General features: G+C 64.8%; 15 protein-coding genes, 1 other RNA gene and 2 pseudogenes. 11 read left to right on the plus strand and 7 right to left on the minus strand.

All coding sequences use genetic code 11. The annotated features are described in order from the left end of the window. Positions 1-37: 37 nt before the first annotated feature. The 3 genes and pseudogenes from MOV74_RS14450 to MOV74_RS14460 all read left to right on the plus strand — a co-directional run. Positions 38-364: pseudogene (locus MOV74_RS14450) on the plus strand (ATP-binding cassette domain-containing protein); the annotation flags it as partial. Positions 365-419: 55 nt separating this feature from the next. Beyond that, positions 420-1,826, plus strand: coding sequence for an MATE family efflux transporter (locus MOV74_RS14455; protein WP_246923006.1), 1,407 nt, complete (start codon positions 420-422; stop codon positions 1,824-1,826). Positions 1,827-1,899: 73 nt separating this feature from the next. After that, the gene (locus MOV74_RS14460; RefSeq protein ID WP_246923010.1) at positions 1,900-3,210 is read left to right on the plus strand and encodes an O-antigen ligase; all 1,311 of its coding nucleotides are present in this window, start codon (positions 1,900-1,902) and stop codon (positions 3,208-3,210) included. On the opposite strand, the gene MOV74_RS14465 is transcribed toward MOV74_RS14460, so the two are convergent. Next, complete coding sequence (locus tag MOV74_RS14465) at positions 3,169-3,912, minus strand: sulfite exporter TauE/SafE family protein (protein WP_246923055.1); 744 nt, start codon at positions 3,910-3,912, stop codon at positions 3,169-3,171. The two genes, MOV74_RS14460 and MOV74_RS14465, sit on opposite strands and share 42 nt — an antisense overlap. 224 nt (positions 3,913-4,136) lie before the next feature. Between MOV74_RS14465 and MOV74_RS14470 the strand changes: the two genes are divergently transcribed. Further along, entirely contained in the window at positions 4,137-4,400 is a 264-nt protein-coding gene (locus MOV74_RS14470; protein WP_246923059.1) for a hypothetical protein, read from the plus strand. Position 4,401: 1 nt separating this feature from the next. Here MOV74_RS14470 and MOV74_RS14475 read toward each other — a convergent pair whose 3' ends face one another. Next, positions 4,402-5,772, minus strand: a complete 1,371-nt coding sequence (locus MOV74_RS14475; RefSeq protein WP_246923015.1) for a PLP-dependent aminotransferase family protein — start codon at positions 5,770-5,772, stop codon at positions 4,402-4,404. A gap of 49 nt (positions 5,773-5,821) precedes the next feature. Between MOV74_RS14475 and MOV74_RS14480 the strand changes: the two genes are divergently transcribed. Next, on the plus strand, positions 5,822-6,277 hold the full coding sequence (locus MOV74_RS14480; protein WP_246923017.1) for a DUF983 domain-containing protein: 456 nt from the start codon (positions 5,822-5,824) through the stop codon (positions 6,275-6,277). A gap of 72 nt (positions 6,278-6,349) precedes the next feature. Continuing rightward, positions 6,350-7,063 (plus strand): alpha/beta fold hydrolase, encoded by a 714-nt coding sequence (locus tag MOV74_RS14485; RefSeq protein ID WP_246923022.1) that lies wholly within the window; start codon positions 6,350-6,352, stop codon positions 7,061-7,063. Between the two features lie 183 nt (positions 7,064-7,246). On the opposite strand, the gene rnpB is transcribed toward MOV74_RS14485, so the two are convergent. Then, an RNA gene (gene rnpB / locus MOV74_RS14490) (RNase P RNA component class A) lies at positions 7,247-7,663 on the minus strand. A 150-nt stretch (positions 7,664-7,813) separates the two neighbouring features. Here rnpB and MOV74_RS14495 point away from each other — a divergent pair. Next, the gene (locus MOV74_RS14495; RefSeq protein ID WP_246923026.1) at positions 7,814-8,167 is read left to right on the plus strand and encodes a YciI family protein; all 354 of its coding nucleotides are present in this window, start codon (positions 7,814-7,816) and stop codon (positions 8,165-8,167) included. Between the two features lie 19 nt (positions 8,168-8,186). Continuing rightward, positions 8,187-9,419, plus strand: coding sequence for an RNA polymerase sigma factor (locus tag MOV74_RS14500; protein WP_246923031.1), 1,233 nt, complete (start codon positions 8,187-8,189; stop codon positions 9,417-9,419). A 118-nt stretch (positions 9,420-9,537) separates the two neighbouring features. Here the strand turns inward: MOV74_RS14500 and MOV74_RS14505 are convergent, their stop codons facing one another. Continuing rightward, positions 9,538-10,320, minus strand: a complete 783-nt coding sequence (locus tag MOV74_RS14505) for an N-acetylmuramoyl-L-alanine amidase (protein ID WP_246923036.1) — start codon at positions 10,318-10,320, stop codon at positions 9,538-9,540. Positions 10,321-10,844: 524 nt separating this feature from the next. Between MOV74_RS14505 and rsmH the strand changes: the two genes are divergently transcribed. After that, complete coding sequence (rsmH, locus tag MOV74_RS14510) at positions 10,845-11,834, plus strand: 16S rRNA (cytosine(1402)-N(4))-methyltransferase RsmH (protein WP_246923039.1); 990 nt, start codon at positions 10,845-10,847, stop codon at positions 11,832-11,834. Between the two features lie 3 nt (positions 11,835-11,837). Next, a complete protein-coding gene (locus MOV74_RS14515; protein ID WP_246923043.1) occupies positions 11,838-12,167 on the plus strand; it encodes a hypothetical protein in 330 nt (109 codons plus the stop codon). A 151-nt stretch (positions 12,168-12,318) separates the two neighbouring features. On the opposite strand, the gene MOV74_RS14520 is transcribed toward MOV74_RS14515, so the two are convergent. From MOV74_RS14520 to MOV74_RS14530, 3 genes are all read right to left on the minus strand, one after another. Next, a complete protein-coding gene (locus MOV74_RS14520; protein WP_212250791.1) occupies positions 12,319-13,086 on the minus strand; it encodes a slipin family protein in 768 nt (255 codons plus the stop codon). Further along, positions 13,083-14,465, minus strand: a complete 1,383-nt coding sequence (locus MOV74_RS14525) for a nodulation protein NfeD (protein ID WP_246923046.1) — start codon at positions 14,463-14,465, stop codon at positions 13,083-13,085. Before MOV74_RS14525 ends, MOV74_RS14520 begins: the two co-directional genes overlap by 4 nt. Positions 14,466-14,661: 196 nt before the next feature. After that, the gene (locus MOV74_RS14530; RefSeq protein ID WP_246923050.1) at positions 14,662-14,916 is read right to left on the minus strand and encodes a tautomerase family protein; all 255 of its coding nucleotides are present in this window, start codon (positions 14,914-14,916) and stop codon (positions 14,662-14,664) included. Between the two features lie 150 nt (positions 14,917-15,066). Here MOV74_RS14530 and MOV74_RS14535 point away from each other — a divergent pair. Continuing rightward, positions 15,067-15,362, plus strand: a pseudogene (locus MOV74_RS14535) (transcriptional regulator); the annotation flags it as partial.

The raw sequence follows: 15,362 nt of genomic DNA on the forward strand, positions 1-15,362 counted from the left end.
AGGGTGAATTCTTCGCGGTCATCAGGCCCCAACGGTCGGCGAGCGGCAGCGCGTGGCGCTGGCGCGCGCGTTCCTCGCGGACGCGCCGGTGCTGATCCTGGACGAGGCGACCTCGAGCCTCGATTCGGAATCGGAGGCGCTGATCCAGCAAGCGATGGAGCGGCTGATGAAGGGCCGTACCTCGATCGTGATCGCGCACCGGCTATCGACGGTGCGCAGCCTCGATCGGATCCTGGTGTTCGACCGCGGCGAGATCGTCGAGCAGGGCACGCATGCTGTGCTCGCGGGCAAGCCAGGGGGCATCTATCGCGGCCTGTTCGAGCGCCAGGTGGTGGAGCTCGGACATATCGCAGCAGCGGAATGAGGCGCGCGGCAGCGGGGCAGATGTCCCGATGCATCGTGGCCAAGGATGGAATGACATGAAAGACCTGACGAACGGCTCCATCGTTAGACACATCCTGGCCATGACGCCGCCGATCATGGTCGGCATGATCTCGATCATGATCTGCCAGCTGGTCGATTTGTACTTCGTTTCGGGATTGGGCGATGCCGCCGTCGCGGGCGTCGCCGCGGCGGGCAATGCCGGCTTTCTCGTCAACGGGCTGATGCAGGTGCTCGGCGTCGGCACGGTGGCGCTGATCGCGCATGCCGTGGGACGCAAGGACCGATCGGACGCCAACCTGATCTTCAACCAGGCGATCGTGCTGTCGGCGCTGTTCGGAGTGCTGACTCTGGTCGCAGGTGCCGCGCTGTCGCGCCATTACATGCGCTCGATTGCCGCGGATCAAGCCACGATCGAGGCTGGGACCACTTATCTGCTGTGGTTCATGCCGGCGCTCGCCTTGCAGTTCGTGACCCAGGTGATGGGATCTGCGCTGCGCGCCACCGGTATCGTACGTCCCTCCATGCTGGTGCAGGTGCTTGCCGTGACTATCAACATCGCGCTGGCGCCGGTGCTGATCTCGGGGTGGGGCACCGGCTACGCACTCGGCGTTGCCGGGGCGGGGCTGGCAAGCTCGATCGCCGTCGCCATCGGCGTGCTGATGCTGCTGGCGTACTTCCGCAAGGTCGAGCGCTATGTCGCCTTCAATCCGGCGCAGTGGCGCCCGCAGCCGCGCCATTTGAAGCGCATCCTCAATGTCGGCCTGCCGGCCGGCGGCGAGTTCGCGATGATGTTCATCTTCATGGCGGTGGTCTACTACGTGCTAAGCGATTTCGGCGCGGCAGCGCAGGCGGGTTTCGGCATCGGACAGCGCGTCCTCGCCCTGATCCAGATGCCGGCGCTTGCGGTTGCGCTGGCGGCCGGCCCGATCGCCGGCCAGAATGTCGGTGCCGGAAACGGCGCGCGCGTGCGCGAAACCTTCGTCCAGGCGGCGTTGATCGCCACCGTCGTGATGATCGGGTTCATGTGCGTGGCGCAGCTCAAGCCCGAATTCTTGCTCGCCGGTTTCTCCAACGACCGGGAGACGATGGAGATCGCCTTCCTGTTCTTGCGCATCATCTCGCTCAACATGGTGGCGCAGGGCCTGATCTTCACCTGCTCGAGCATGTTTCAGGGCCTCGGCAACACCAAGCCGGTGCTCCTGAGCTCGGCGACGCGCGTGTTCACCTATTCGCTGCCGGCGATCTGGCTCTCGACCCGGCCGGGCTTTCGCATGGAATACGTTTGGTATCTGTCGGTCGCGGCGACCACGTTCCAGGCGGGCTTAAGCCTTTGGCTGCTGCGCCGCGAGTTCGGCAAGCGTCTGGCTTTGGCGGCAAAGAAGAAGGCTCCTGAGCAGGAGAGCCCAGAGCCGATGGTGCCTGTCGCCCGCGAGCCTGCGTAACGGCAGCTTGTTCCATCCTGGCTGGTCCGGCTAACTTGCCGGGCGGTGTGGATGATCGGCTGCAGAAGAGTCAATGACCGGAGTGACGAACGAGCAGCAGCGGGTGTCTTGGCTCGCCGCAATCTGGGCGGCGCGCTATCGCACGCCGGCCCGCTTCGTCGCGCTGATCGCGCTGCTGCTGCCGTGGACCACGACCGGGCTGATCTTTGCGCTCATACCCTGGCTGATCGCGTTCGCGTTCGTCGATCTCCGCGAATTTCCGCGTTCGCTGCTTCGTCCGATCTGCCTGCTGCCGATCGCGCTGGTCGCGCTCGCCGCCGTCGGCACGCTCTGGTCGGATGCGCCGTGGCCGGAACGAATCCATGCGATAGGGCCGGCAACGAAGCTGCTGGTCATTCCGCTCCTGATCTACCAGTTCGAGCGCTGGCCCTACGGCCATTGGGTGTTTTACGCGTTCCTGGCGTCCTGCACGGCCTTGATGCTCTATTCCTTCGCCGTCGCCATCGACCCGGCACTCTCGCTGAAGCTCTATCTGTCGCGTGGACCCTACAAGGTCGAAAGCGGGATCGCGGTGCGCAACTATATCGACCAGAGTCAGGAATTCGCGCTCTGTGCGCTGGCGTTGGTCTATCCGATCGTGGCGCTGCTGCGACAACGCCGCATGACCATCGCGGTGCTGTTGGTGGCACTCGCGATCGGATTCCTCGCCAACATGATCTTTGTCGTGGTTTCGCGCACGGCGCTGGTGACGCTGCCGATCCTGGTGATGGTGTTCGCGCTCCTGCATCTGCGCCGACGTACGGCGCTGCTCGTCGTAGGCGCCATGGTGTTATTGGCCCTGCTGCTCTGGAACGTCTCGCCGAATCTGCGCACGACGGTGGCCAAGTTCGGCGGAGACTATGAGCTGAGCGTGCAGGATGGTCAGGTCAGTGGTATGGGCTCACGCTTGGAGTATTGGCGAAAGTCCCTGGGCTTCATCGCCGATGCGCCGTTGGTCGGCCATGGCACCGGCTCGATCCGCGGCCTGTTCGCAAGCGCGGCTGCCGATGCGAAGATCGATCCACTGCGCGGGGAGATCGTCAGCAACCCGCACAATCAGACCTTTAGCGTCGCCGTGCAGTGGGGCGTCGTCGGCGTCCTGATCCTCTACGCGCTCTGGTTTGCGCACCTCTCGCTGTTTCGCGACGAGGCGCTGGCCGCTTGGATCGGCCTGCTGGTCGTGGTGCAGAACATGCTGACCTCGCTGCTCAACACCCATTTGTTCGACTTCACGCCGGGCTGGGTCTACGTGCTCGGCGTCGGTGTCGCCGGCGGCATGGCGCTGGCGAGAAGGGGCGCAAGGCTAGTGCACGCCAAAACTGTTCCAGACCAGGCCGAGGCCTGACAGAAACAAGAGGCCGAGCACGACATCGCCGAAATGCTTGTCGCTCAGCGCGTGATAGACGCGCGCACCGGCCCATGCGCCGATCAAGGTGCCCGGAAACGCGATCAGCGCCAGCCAGACCACCTTGAACTCAACGAGGCCCGAGGCGGTCTGCAGCACCAGCGCGGTGGCAAGCACCGTGAAATTGAAGAGCTGGAAGATGCCGCGCCGCTCGTGCTTGTTCCAGCCGCGGATGTTGGCCCACAGGATCGGCAGCGGACCCGACAGGCCGGCGAGGCCGCCCAATATGCCGCCGGCAAAGCCGATCGCGCCGTCGGCGATGCGGCCGCCGAACGTGATGGCGAGCGGCTTCTTGTTCAGGTACAGCGCGCTCGAAAAGATCAGGAGCAGGACACCGACGCTCAGCTTGAAAACTTTTGGATCGGCCGAGGCGACCAGCGTGGTCCCTAGCGGCACGCCGATCAACCCGCCGATCAGGAACGGCCAGACCAGCGAGAGATCAAAACTCTTCCACATCGAGGGCAGCGTCGAGGTCTGCGCGATCACGGAGCAGATCAGCACCAGCGGCACGGCGAGCGAGGGCGGCAGCACGTAGAGCCAGATGCCGAGCGCCATCAGCGCCGTGCCGAATCCCGCCAGCCCCGAGACGAAGCCTCCGGCCAGCGCGCCGAACAGCAGCAGGACGTAGGTGAGCATTTCCAACAGATCGTCCTCTTCGCCGGGCGATCCCGAAGTGTTGATCGCCATCGCTCGCATAACACGCTTGCTGCCATGCAGGTCAATCCACGCTGCACGCAAGCGTGATCTGCGGCCTCGGGCTTTCACGGCAGATGCGCCTACATGACGGTCGTACCTCAATCTTGGGGCCGCCCGAAATGATCATCCGCTCGGATCGATCGGTCCCGAATGCGATGATGGAGAATGAAATGACCCGCGCCAAGATTGCCGTTGCAGCCGCGCTGCTGGCGGCGGCGCTGACGCCGACAATGGCCCAGGCGCAGCTTTCCGAGCCCGCGGCTTACCAGGCCGCCCATCCCGACCGCGATGTGCTGAATGGCGGCCAGCTCACGCCTGCAGGACGCGCGGCGCGCGGGCTGCAGGGAATGCCTGACGATGCGTATGCATCGCAGGTCTATCCGTCGCCTGCGGCACCGGCCGTGCGCTCCAGCCATCGCCGTCATCGTCGATGATCTAGACGATCTGCCTGGTGTCGGCGGGCTTCTGCAGCGCGCCGACCAGGATGCGCAGCGCTTCCGTCAATTCCGATCTGTTGCGTGCCGCCCCCAGCGAGACGCGTGCCGCGTGCGGCGGTGTCCCATCGACTGTGAAGGCATCGCCGGCGACGACCGCAAGTCCATTCCGCAGGAGATGTGCGGCGAGATCGGGCCGGTCCTCAGGCAGCCGCAGCCACAGATGATGCGCGGCGGGCTTGGCCTGGAACTTGAAGCCCTTCAGCGCGCGCTGCGCGAGCTGCTGACGTCCGACCGCCTCGCTCCGGATGGCGGTGATGATGCGATCGGCAATGCCGCTTTCGATCCAATGCGTCACCAGCGCGACCATCAGCGGCGCCGGCATCTGCACGGTCGCCTGCAAATATGTCCGCATCTCCCGCTGTGCGTCGCTGTCGGGCGTCACCAGATAGGCAACGCGCAGCGCCGGCGCGATGCATTTCGACAGCGTGGTCGCCAAATAAGTCCGCTCCGGAATGAGGCCCGCGATCGGCGATGCCGAGCGGTCGAGCAGGCCGTAGGCGTCGTCCTCGATCAGGATCGTGTCGGTATCGCTGATGATCCTTGCGATGGCGCTGCGCCGCTCGGGGGAAAGCGTCGCGGTGGTCGGATTGTGCAGCGTCGGAATGAGATAGACGGCCCTTGGCCGGTGCACGCGGCAAGCCTTTGCCAGCGCATCGGGAAGGATGCCGCCCTCATCCATGGCGACGCCGACGAGCTTGACGCCGAGCCGCGACGCGGCGGCCTTGATGCCGGGAAATGTCAGCGCTTCCGTCAGCACGATGTCGCCGGGGCGTGCGAGATAGGCGAGCAGGTTGAACAGGATCGTCTGCGCGCCCGGAAAGATCACGAGCTTGTCCGCCTGCGCGTGTGGCACCCGAGCACGCATCCAGCGCGCGGCGACCTCGCGTTCATGTGCGCTGCCGCCGGGCGGCTGATAGTTGAGATACGCCGTCAGGCCCGATTGCCCCCGGATCGCTTCCATCCCGGCGATGATGCGTTCGTCGAGCTGCGCCTCGAGCGGATGAGGCGGCACGTTCATCGAAAGATCGATCGCGACGGGATGCGGCAGGTCGGCCGCGCGGCGCGCGCTGGTCTCCGACACGAACGAGCCCTGTCCGACGCGAGCTTCCATGATGCCGCGGCGCCGCGCCTCGGTGTAGGCGCGCGTCACCGTGGTGAGGTCGATGCCGAGCGCTTTTGCGAGAGCGCGCTGGGTCGGCAATTGCTGGCCGCGCACCAGCCGGCCGGCGGCGATGTCGGCCTCCATGGCCTCGACGATGCGCTGGTAGCGCGGCCCTGAGAGCTCCGAGATTGTAGGAGTCCAATCCATGCAATTTAGGCCCATATCCTTTGAATGTATGGATGCAAGATAATATTGTATGGATCGTTGGAAAGGAAGAGGTGTGGTCATGACGGTCTCTCTGGCAAAGGCGATGTGGCGGGGCTTCAGCGGCAAATGTCCAAATTGCGGGGAAGGGCGCATGTTCGGCCACTTCCTCAAGGTGGCTGACGCTTGCGACCATTGCGGCGAGGAGTTGTTTCACCAGCGCGCAGACGACTTTCCGGCCTATCTTGTGATGGTCGTGGTCGGCCATCTCGTGGTGCCGGCGATCCTTGCGGTCGAGACCGCCTACGCGCCGCCGGAGTGGTTGCAACTCGCGGTGTGGCTGCCGGTGACGCTGTTCGCTTCGCTCGCATTGTTGCAGCCGACCAAGGGCGCCATCGTCGGGCTGCAATGGCAGCTCGGCATGCACGGATTCGAGGCGAGCAAACTGCGGCGCGAGGCGGATGAGCTTGCGCCGGTGCTGGTGAAGGCGGATACGCGCGCGGCATAAGCGGCCGCAGCGTTTACATCGCGCGGCCTGCCGCTACACTCCATCGTATCAACAAGAACGATGGAAACGCCGATGGCCACGCGTGCGAAGACCTTCCTGCTCTGTCATGGCGCCTGGTCCGCCGGGTGGGCCTGGAAGAAGATGCATCCGCTGATGGCTGAGGCCGGTCACCGCCTGGTGGCGCCGACCTGCACCGGCCTTGGGGAGCGCGCGCATCTTGCCAGTCCCTCGATCGACCTCGAGACGCATATCCAGGACATCCTCAACGTCATCAGATTCGAAGATCTCAACGACATCGTGCTGCTCGGCCACAGCTATGGCGGCATGGTCGCCACCGGTGTCGCCGATCGCGCCCGCGAGCGCGTGACGCAATTGATCTATCTCGACGCCTTCGTGCCGCGTGACGGCCAGTCGCTGTTCGATCTCCACGGGGATGGACGCGAGCCGATGCGCAAGGCCGCAAGCTCCGGCGACGGCTATCGTGTTCCGCCGAACCCGCCGCCGCCGGATACGCCGCAAGCTGATCTCGACTGGCTGAATGCCCGCCGGGTGGACATGCCGATCAAATGCTTCGAGACGAGATTGAGGCTCGCACATGGCGAGCCATCGATGCCGCGCAGCTACATCTATTGCACGCGCATTCCACCGGGCGATGTGTTCGGACAGTTTGCCAAGCGCACGAAGAGCGAGGACGGCTGGCGCTATTTCGACCTCGACGCCAGTCATGCACCGAACGTGACGGCGCCGGAGGCGCTGATGGCGGTGTTGGAGAAGATCGTCGCGTAACTCTCGCCGTCATTCCGGGGGCTCGCGCAGCGAGAACCCGGAATCCATCAGGCGGCAGGGCCGGTGGATGAATGGATTCCGGGCTCGTGCCGCGCACGCCCCGGAATGACACCATCTGAATGGCTGCGCGTCGGCCCAAATGGTGAGGGGCCCGGCGCATTCACGCCGAACCCCTCGTTGCAAGATATCAGCCGGCCTGTAAGCCGGGTTCTGTAAGGCACCGTCCGCTTGCGCGAACGATACGTGACGGCCATTCCTCTGGGACCGTGTTTGCACACGGCCTCGAGCAACCTACCCGGACGGCGGGCCTGACATCGCCCCGCGGCGTTATCGCTTGCGCGAACAGCCCGCTACGCCGTCCCTATTCGGTTTTGCTCCCGGTGGGGTTTGCCATGCCGGCTCCGTTGCCGGACCCGCGGTGCGCTCTTACCGCACCTTTTCACCCTTACTTCCTCCGAAGAGGGAGCGGTTCGTTCTCTGTGGCACTTTCCCTGGGGTCACCCCCGCCGGACGTTATCCGGCACCGCATGTCAAGGGAGCCCGGACTTTCCTCCCCGGCGGCCTTTCGGCGCTTGCCGGAGCGGCCGTCCGGCCGACTGACGGCTTACGCATGGAGCATTTGTGACGGTTCCGTCAAGCCGAGATCGCCGCGCACGCGGTATCGGAAATAAATTATCCTGAAGATGTCGTTTGGAGCGTGCCCCGTTCGACTGGGTGTCGGCGACAGAGCCGAACAACAGGAGTGAAGCGATGCAATATCTGCTGATGATCTACCAGAATGAGGTCGAGTACGCGAAGATTGACACGGGCACCACCCAGAAGATGTCGGCGGAGTATGAGGCCTTTACGCAATCCATCATCCGGAACGGCAATTTCAAGGCCGGCGATCGGCTCCGCCCGACCACGACTGCGACCACGGTGCGCGTGCGCGATGGCAAGACGCTGACGACCGACGGTCCGTTCGCGGAAACGCGCGAGCAGCTCGGTGGCTACTATCTGATCGAGGCCAAGGATCTCAACGCTGCGATCGAGATCGCAGCGCGAATTCCGAGCGCGCGCGTCGGTTCGATCGAGGTGCGGCCGATCTGGGTTTACGACAAGTGACGGCTGAGCTGCGCGTCGCATGACCCCTTCCGAGATCGATAAGATCTTCCGCGACGAGGCGGGGCGGGCGCGGGCCACGCTGATCCGCCTCGTCGGCGATTTCGATCTCGCCGAGGACGCGCTGCAGGACGCCTTTGCGGTTGCGCTCGAACGTTGGCCGGCGTGCGATCTGCCCGACAATCCGCGCGCCTGGCTGGTCAATGTCGCCAAGCACAAGGCGATCGACAGGGTTCGCCGCCAGGCGGCCTTCCGCGGCAAGCAGCAGGCGCTGGTGCACGAGCTCGAGCTGAACGCGCAGGCGCCCGAAGAACTGCCGGCAGTGCTCGACGACGACATGCTGCGGCTGATCTTCACCTGCTGCCATCCGGCGTTCGCAGCCGAGGTCCAGGTCGCGCTGACGCTGCGCACGGTCTGCGGGCTGTCGACCACGCAGGTCGCGCGCGCCTTTCTCCTCAGTGAGGAGGCAATGGCGCAGCGGCTGGTCCGCGCCAAGCAGAAGATCAGGCTCGCCGGTATCCCCTATGAGGTGCCCGAGCGCGGTGCGCTGGCGCCGCGGCTCGAGGGCGTGCTCGCCGTGATCCACCTCGTCTTCACCGAGGGCTATGTCGCGACCGCCGGCGCGGATCTGATGCGGCCCGATCTTGCGGCTGAAGCCATCCGGCTCGGCCGCTTGCTCGACCGGCTGATACCGGATCGCGCCGGTATCAAGGGCCTGCTGGCTTTGATGCTGCTGCACGATGCGCGCCGCGCCGGGCGCGAGACGACGGCCGGCGATATCGTGCTGCTGGAGGAGCAGGACCGCATCCTGTGGGATCGCGCGCAGATCGAAGAGGGCCTGCGTTTGGTCGACGATGCGCTGCGCGTCCCCGGCCGGCCGCAGCCTTATGCCGTACAGGCCGCGATTGCCGCGCTGCATGCGCGTGCGCCGAGCTTCGAGCAGACCGACTGGCGGCAGATCGCCGGGCTCTACGAGGTGTTGCTGCGCATCGGTCCCTCACCGGTGATCGAGCTCAACCACGCCGCCGCCGTGTCGATGGTCGATGGGCCGGCACGCGCGCTCGATCTCGTCGATGCGATCAGCGCGCGCGGCGGGCTTCGCGGCTATGAGCTGCTGCCTGCAGTGCGCGCGGATCTGTTGCGGCGTCTCGGCCGCAAGGAAGAGGCGCGCGAGGCTTATCAGGCAGCGACGGAGGCGACGCAGCTCGAGCCGCTGCGGAGATTGTATGCGCGGAGAGTGAGGGAGATGGAGTAGCAGCCACACACTGCGTCATTGCGAGCGTAGCGAAGCAATCCAGGCTGTCACCGCGGAGACGGTTCGGGATTGCTTCGTCGCAAGAGCTCCTCGCAATGACGAGTACGCGGCTACACCGTCACTTCGACGCGACACTTGTCGCATCTTGCGGCAAGCTCGCCAGCAGCGCCTGCAAGGTCGACAGCGTCGAATGGTCCGCGACCCCGTCGAGCCGCGCCGGGCGGAAATGGCGCTGGAAGGCGGTGACGACTTCCATGGTCGCGGCGTCGTATTTGCCGGTCAGCGGCACACCGTAGCCGTATCTGGCGAGCGCCTGCTGCAGACCCAGCACTTCGTCGCTGATGGTGCCGAGCATCAGAGTCTCGCCGCGGACGACTGGGACGGGCGTGACCCAATGACCGACGCCGGAATTGGCCAGCGAATGCCACGGGAATTTTTCGCCGGGGTCCTTCTTGCGCGCGGGCGCGACATCGGAATGGCCGAGCACCCGGTGGGTCGGCACCTTGCGGCGAAGCATGATGCCGCGGCACAGTGCGATCACGGCGGCGACCTGGCGCAGCGGAAACTCGGGATAGCCCCAGTCATGGCCGCGATTGACGATCTCGATGCCGATCGAGCAGGAATTGACGTCGTCCTCGCCGGCCCAGGACGAGACGCCGGCGTGCCAGGCGCGCCTTGTCTCGGGCACGCATTGCACGATGCGGCCGTCCTCGAGCACGACGTAATGCGCCGAGACTTCGGTGCCCGCCGTGCACAGCCGGGCCAGCGCGCCCTCGACATCAGGCATACCCGTGTAGTGCAGCACGATCATGTCGGGCTGCCGGCCCTTGTTGCGCTCGCCATGGTTCGGCGAGGGTATGATGTCGGAGACGATCGAGGAGTCAGGTTCAAACGTTCGCATGTTCGCCGCGGCCTTTGGAACCGGGAGAACGCGTTGACGCTTCGAATCAGATCCAGACGGTGTGGACGAACCGGACGGTGGCATAGACAAACCAAGTCGAACGAGAATGGACCAAGCCCTTTTCTTTACTATTCCTTTACCCTCCACCGCGCGCAATCGCGCGGCGCGGTTAACGGATGCATTTTGGCGCAGTGTGTGGATGAAGCATCACCGCCGCTGCACCTTTTCGTCTTGTAATGAGCCGATCAACGCTTTCTTAACGCTAAGGGCCGTTACTGAGGGATGAAGAGCCGACCCGTGCCCGGAGGCGGCCAAAGCGTATTTTGGCTCGAAATCCCATGGCTGCCCGACAAATTCCACTGGCAACACTGGGTTTGCAGCCCGGGACGACCGGGTTCGGTAACCATGCTGGACTGAGGCTTTGTCGTGGAACCGCCGCGACGCGGAGTGATTCGAGGCGTTATGGGCTTGTTCGTCCCCGATCTCGCTTGGACGTCAGGCTGGACCTCCGGCCGGCCTGGCGCATGAGCTCGACTCCGCACATTCCCGTTCTTGGCCGCGAGGCCATCGCCCATCTCGCCCCGCGCGAGGGCGGCATCTATGTCGACGCCACTTTCGGCGCCGGCGGCTATAGCCGTGCGATCCTGGACGTGCCGGGAACCCGGCTCATTGCCATTGACCGCGACCATACTGCGATCACGGGCGGCGCCGAACTCGTCGAACGCTCTGACGGCCGGCTGACGCTGGTCGAGGACCGCTTCTCCAACCTCGCCGAGGTCTGCGCGGCGCAGGGCATCGAGACGATCGACGGCGTCGTGATGGATGTCGGCGTGTCCTCGATGCAGCTCGATCAGGCCGGTCGCGGCTTCTCCTTCCGCCTCGACGGTCCGCTCGACATGCGGATGGGGCAGGTCGGGCCGACTGCGGCCGACGTGGTGGCCCGCGCCTCGGAAGGCGATCTTGCGGACATCATCTATCAGCTGGGTGAGGAGCGACAGTCGCGCCGCATCGCCCGCGCCGTCGTCGCCGACCGGCAAGAGACACCGTTCACGACCACGCGCTCGCTCGCTGATCTCATCGGCAGGATCGTCCGCTCGAAGCCCGGAGATATTCATCCGGCGACGCGGACGTTTCAGGCGCTGCGCATCTTCGTCAACGAAGAGCTCGAGGAACTCCAGACCGCGCTGGCCGCGGCCGAGCGCGTGCTCAAGCCGGGTGGCCGTCTCGTCGTGGTCTCGTTCCATTCGCTGGAAGACCGCATCGTCAAGAATTTCCTCTCGGAGCGTTCCAAGACCGGCGGCGGCTCGCGGCACCTGCCGGAGGTGGCGCAGGTTCCGCCGAGCTTCCAGTTGCTGACGCGGCGGCCTGTCATCGCCGGTGAGGACGAAGTTGCTCTTAATCCGCGCGCGCGTTCCGCAAAACTGCGCGCAGCCGAGCGCACCTCCGCGCCGGCGCATGACGATGGCGAGCCATCGTCCTGGCCAAAACTCTCCGACGTGATGAGGGGCGGCTAGCGCATGCGCATCATCCACCTCCTCGTCATCGGTGCGCTGATCTTCGCGGCGGCTTATGTCTACCGGATCAAGATGGATTCCACGGCGCGCACCGAGAAGGTGCTGCGGCTGCATGCGGAGATCCGCGAGCAGCGCGACGCGATCGCTTCGCTGCGTTCCGAATGGGCTAAGCTCGATGCGCCCCACCGGCTGCAGGGCCTGTCCGACCGGCATCTGCAGCTCAAGCCGGTCAACGGCACGCAATATGATTCGCTGAAGAATCTGCCGGAGCGTCCGCCGCGTCCTTGCCCGGCTCCGCGGCCTGGACTGCGCCCCCGCACGTCCAAAGTGTGAGGGCGAACAAGGGAATGGAGAGAATTGAAATCCAGCTTTGGCGGCGACCGGCTGCACTGGCGGTAGACGTCGTCATCGAATTGTCCTCCCGTTTAAGTAGGGATCGCCATTCGATACGTCTATTGAGGCCGAAGATGGGTCAGCCTGCCGCTTATGGCTGCGGGTTGTCCCGCCGCGGCAGGAAATGGTCCAGCAGGCCCGTCGGCAGGGGAAAGACGACGGTCGAAGACCGCTCGCCCGCGATATCGTGCAGGGCCGCGAAGTAACGGAGCTGCATCGCCTGCGGCTCTTGCGCGAGAATCCGGCCGGCCTCGACCAGCTTTTCGGCAGCCTGCTGCTCGCCCATCGCATTGATCACCTTGGCACGCCGCAACCGCTCCGCTTCGGCCTGCTTGGCGATCGCCCGCACCATGGTTTCGTTGAGATCGATGTCCTTGATCTCGATCCCGGTGACCTTGATGCCCCAGACGTCGGTCTGCTTGTCGAGGATCTCCTGGATGTCGGCGTTCAACCTGTCGCGTTCGGCAAGCATCTCGTCGAGCTCGTGCTTGCCGAGCACCGAGCGTAAGGTGGTCTGCGCGAGCTGACTGGTGGCAGCCATGTAATCGCCGACCTTGATGATGGCCCGTTCAGGATCGACGATGCGGAAGTACAGGACGGCGTTGACCTTGACGGAGACGTTGTCCCGCGAAATCACGTCCTGGGGCGGGACGACCTGCACCATCACCCGTAGATCGACCTTGACGAGTTGCTGCACGACCGGAACGAGGATGATGAGGCCCGGGCCCTTCACGCCGGTAAAGCGACCGAGCGTGAAGACGACGCCACGCTCGTATTCACGCAGGATTCGAATAGCCTGGGACAGGAACATGATGACAAGCAACGCGAGCGCCGCATAAGTCAGATATTCCAGCATCATGATGGACCTCCCTCGCCTGTGCGGGCTGGTGCGCGCCGTATCAGCAGAGTGAGGTCGACAACGTTCGCGACTTCGACCGTCTCTCCGGGCTTGAACGTTTCGGCGCCGCGCGCCTGCCAGCGCTCGCCATGGGCGAAAACATGACCTTCGCTCCCACGCCAGTCGAGAACCTCGGCGGGCAAGCCTCGCATGGCCTGCGCGCCGACCCGTTCAGGAGCCTTGGCGGCACGCCGCAGCGAACCAAGCACGACGAGAGCAAAGCCGACGAACACAGCTGCCGTGGTGCCGATCACCCACCACGACAGGTGGTAGCCGGGCGCCTCGCCCCTGAACAGCATCAACGCTCCCAGCACGAAAGCGATGATCCCTCCGAGACCGATCACCACCGTCGGATTGAAGGCTTCGACGGTGAGAAGCACTATGCCGACCAGCATCAGGGCAAGTCCGGCATAGTTGATCGGCAGCAAATTGAGGGCATAGAGGCCGATCAGCAGGCAGATCGCGCCGACGACTCCCGGCGCGACGGCACCGGGAGATATGAACTCGAAGATCAGGCCGTAGATGCCGACCATCAGGAGGATGAACGCCACGTTCGGATCGGTGATCACCGCCAGGAAGCGGGATATTCGTCCGGGGTCGACGGCTTCGACGACCGCATCCTTCGTCGCGAGGCGTTGCGTCTTGCCGCCTGCAACTTCCACCTCGCGACCATCGAGCTGCCTCAGCAATTCAGCCTGGTCGCGCGCGACGAGATCGATGGCATGGGCCTCGAGCGCGCCGTTGGCAGAGAGCGTGGCGGCTTCACGAACCGCCTTCTCCGCCCAGTCCGCATTGCGGTTGCGCAGCTCGGCGAGGCTGCGGATGAAAGCGACGGCATCGTTCGTCACCTTCGCCGTCATCGCGTCCTTCGGCTCATCCTTCTTGTCCTTGCCGTCCTTGTCGGGTGTACCGCTCGGCAGGCCCGGCAGCGGCCCGCCAATCTGCACCGGCGTCGCGGCACCGATATTGGTGCCTGGCGCCATCGCCGCGATGTGGGTCGCATAAAGGATATAGGTCCCCGCGCTCGCCGCGTGGGCGCCGGAGGGCGCGACGTAACCGACGACGGGGATGGGCGAGGCCAGCACGTCCGCAATGATCTCGCGCATGCTGGAATTGAGACCGCCGGGCGTGTTCATTCTCAGAAGCACGACCTCGGCGCGCCGTTCGCTCGCCTTGGCCAAGGCCTCCTTCACGTAGCTGGCCGACGCAGGGCCAATGGCCCCGTCGATCGAAACAATCAGTGCAAGACGGCCGTTCTCCTCCGCTGAGCTGGGAAGGAGGCAGCAGATCAAAGCCACGACGCCAATCGCCGCAACGAGGGCCGCCTTCATGGTCTGCACGGCAGGGCTCCCTTGCAGAGCATATGGTGTTCGTCTCTTGAACCTCAATGCTGTGCGAAGAGACCGGCGCTGCGATTGTGCAACGCAATGGAAAATGTGCCATGCAGGATGGCGATGTGGTCGGTTGAGCAAAGGCGCTGGCGGACCATGCCTGCGACTGATCCGCCCTGCCCAAGACGCCCTGCCCCACGAGTTGCTACCGTGCCACTCTCACGCCATCGGGCCCGATCGTGCCGAACATCCCGGCGATGATCTCGCTGGTCGGCTGCATGCCGCCGAGCGACCAGTGGGAAGGCTCCTGCTCCTCGATCCTGACCCAGACGTTGCGGCGGAAGTCCGGGTTGTTCTGCCCTTCGACCTCGACCATCAGGTCGGTGACGCGTTCGAGCAGGGTCTTCTTCTGCGCAGCATCCAGAATGCCGCGGACGGTGGAAATGGTGATGTAAGGCATGTCTCTCTCCAATTGTGTCGGGTAACGACGGCGGCAGATTGGACCGGCCCCTCTCCGCAAGGCAGTGGCGGATAAGACAGAGATCAGGCAATTTCCGCCACGCGCCCGCGCGCCGTTCGGATAGGATCGCGGCATCAACCCGGGGGTCTCATGAAGCTCGCAATTCTGGCACTGGAAGGTTGCATGCATTCGGCGATCGCGGGGATCGCCGACATCCTGTCGCTCGCCAACCACGTCATGCAGCAGAGCGGCGCAAAATCCCGCTTCGCCTTCCAGACGCTGTCGCTCGACGGCAAGCCCGTGCGCGCCGGCGGCGGCCGGGTGGTCGCAGTCGATGGCGCGATCGATAAACGCGCGCGCTTCGACGCGATCATCGTCCCCGGCAACCTCGTCGATCACGTCACGGCCGAGCGGCTGCAACCGCAATATGCCCGTGCCGGCGCCTG

Source organism: Bradyrhizobium sp. SHOUNA76, from assembly GCF_023006445.1.
In the GTDB taxonomy this organism is placed as follows: domain Bacteria; phylum Pseudomonadota; class Alphaproteobacteria; order Rhizobiales; family Xanthobacteraceae; genus Bradyrhizobium.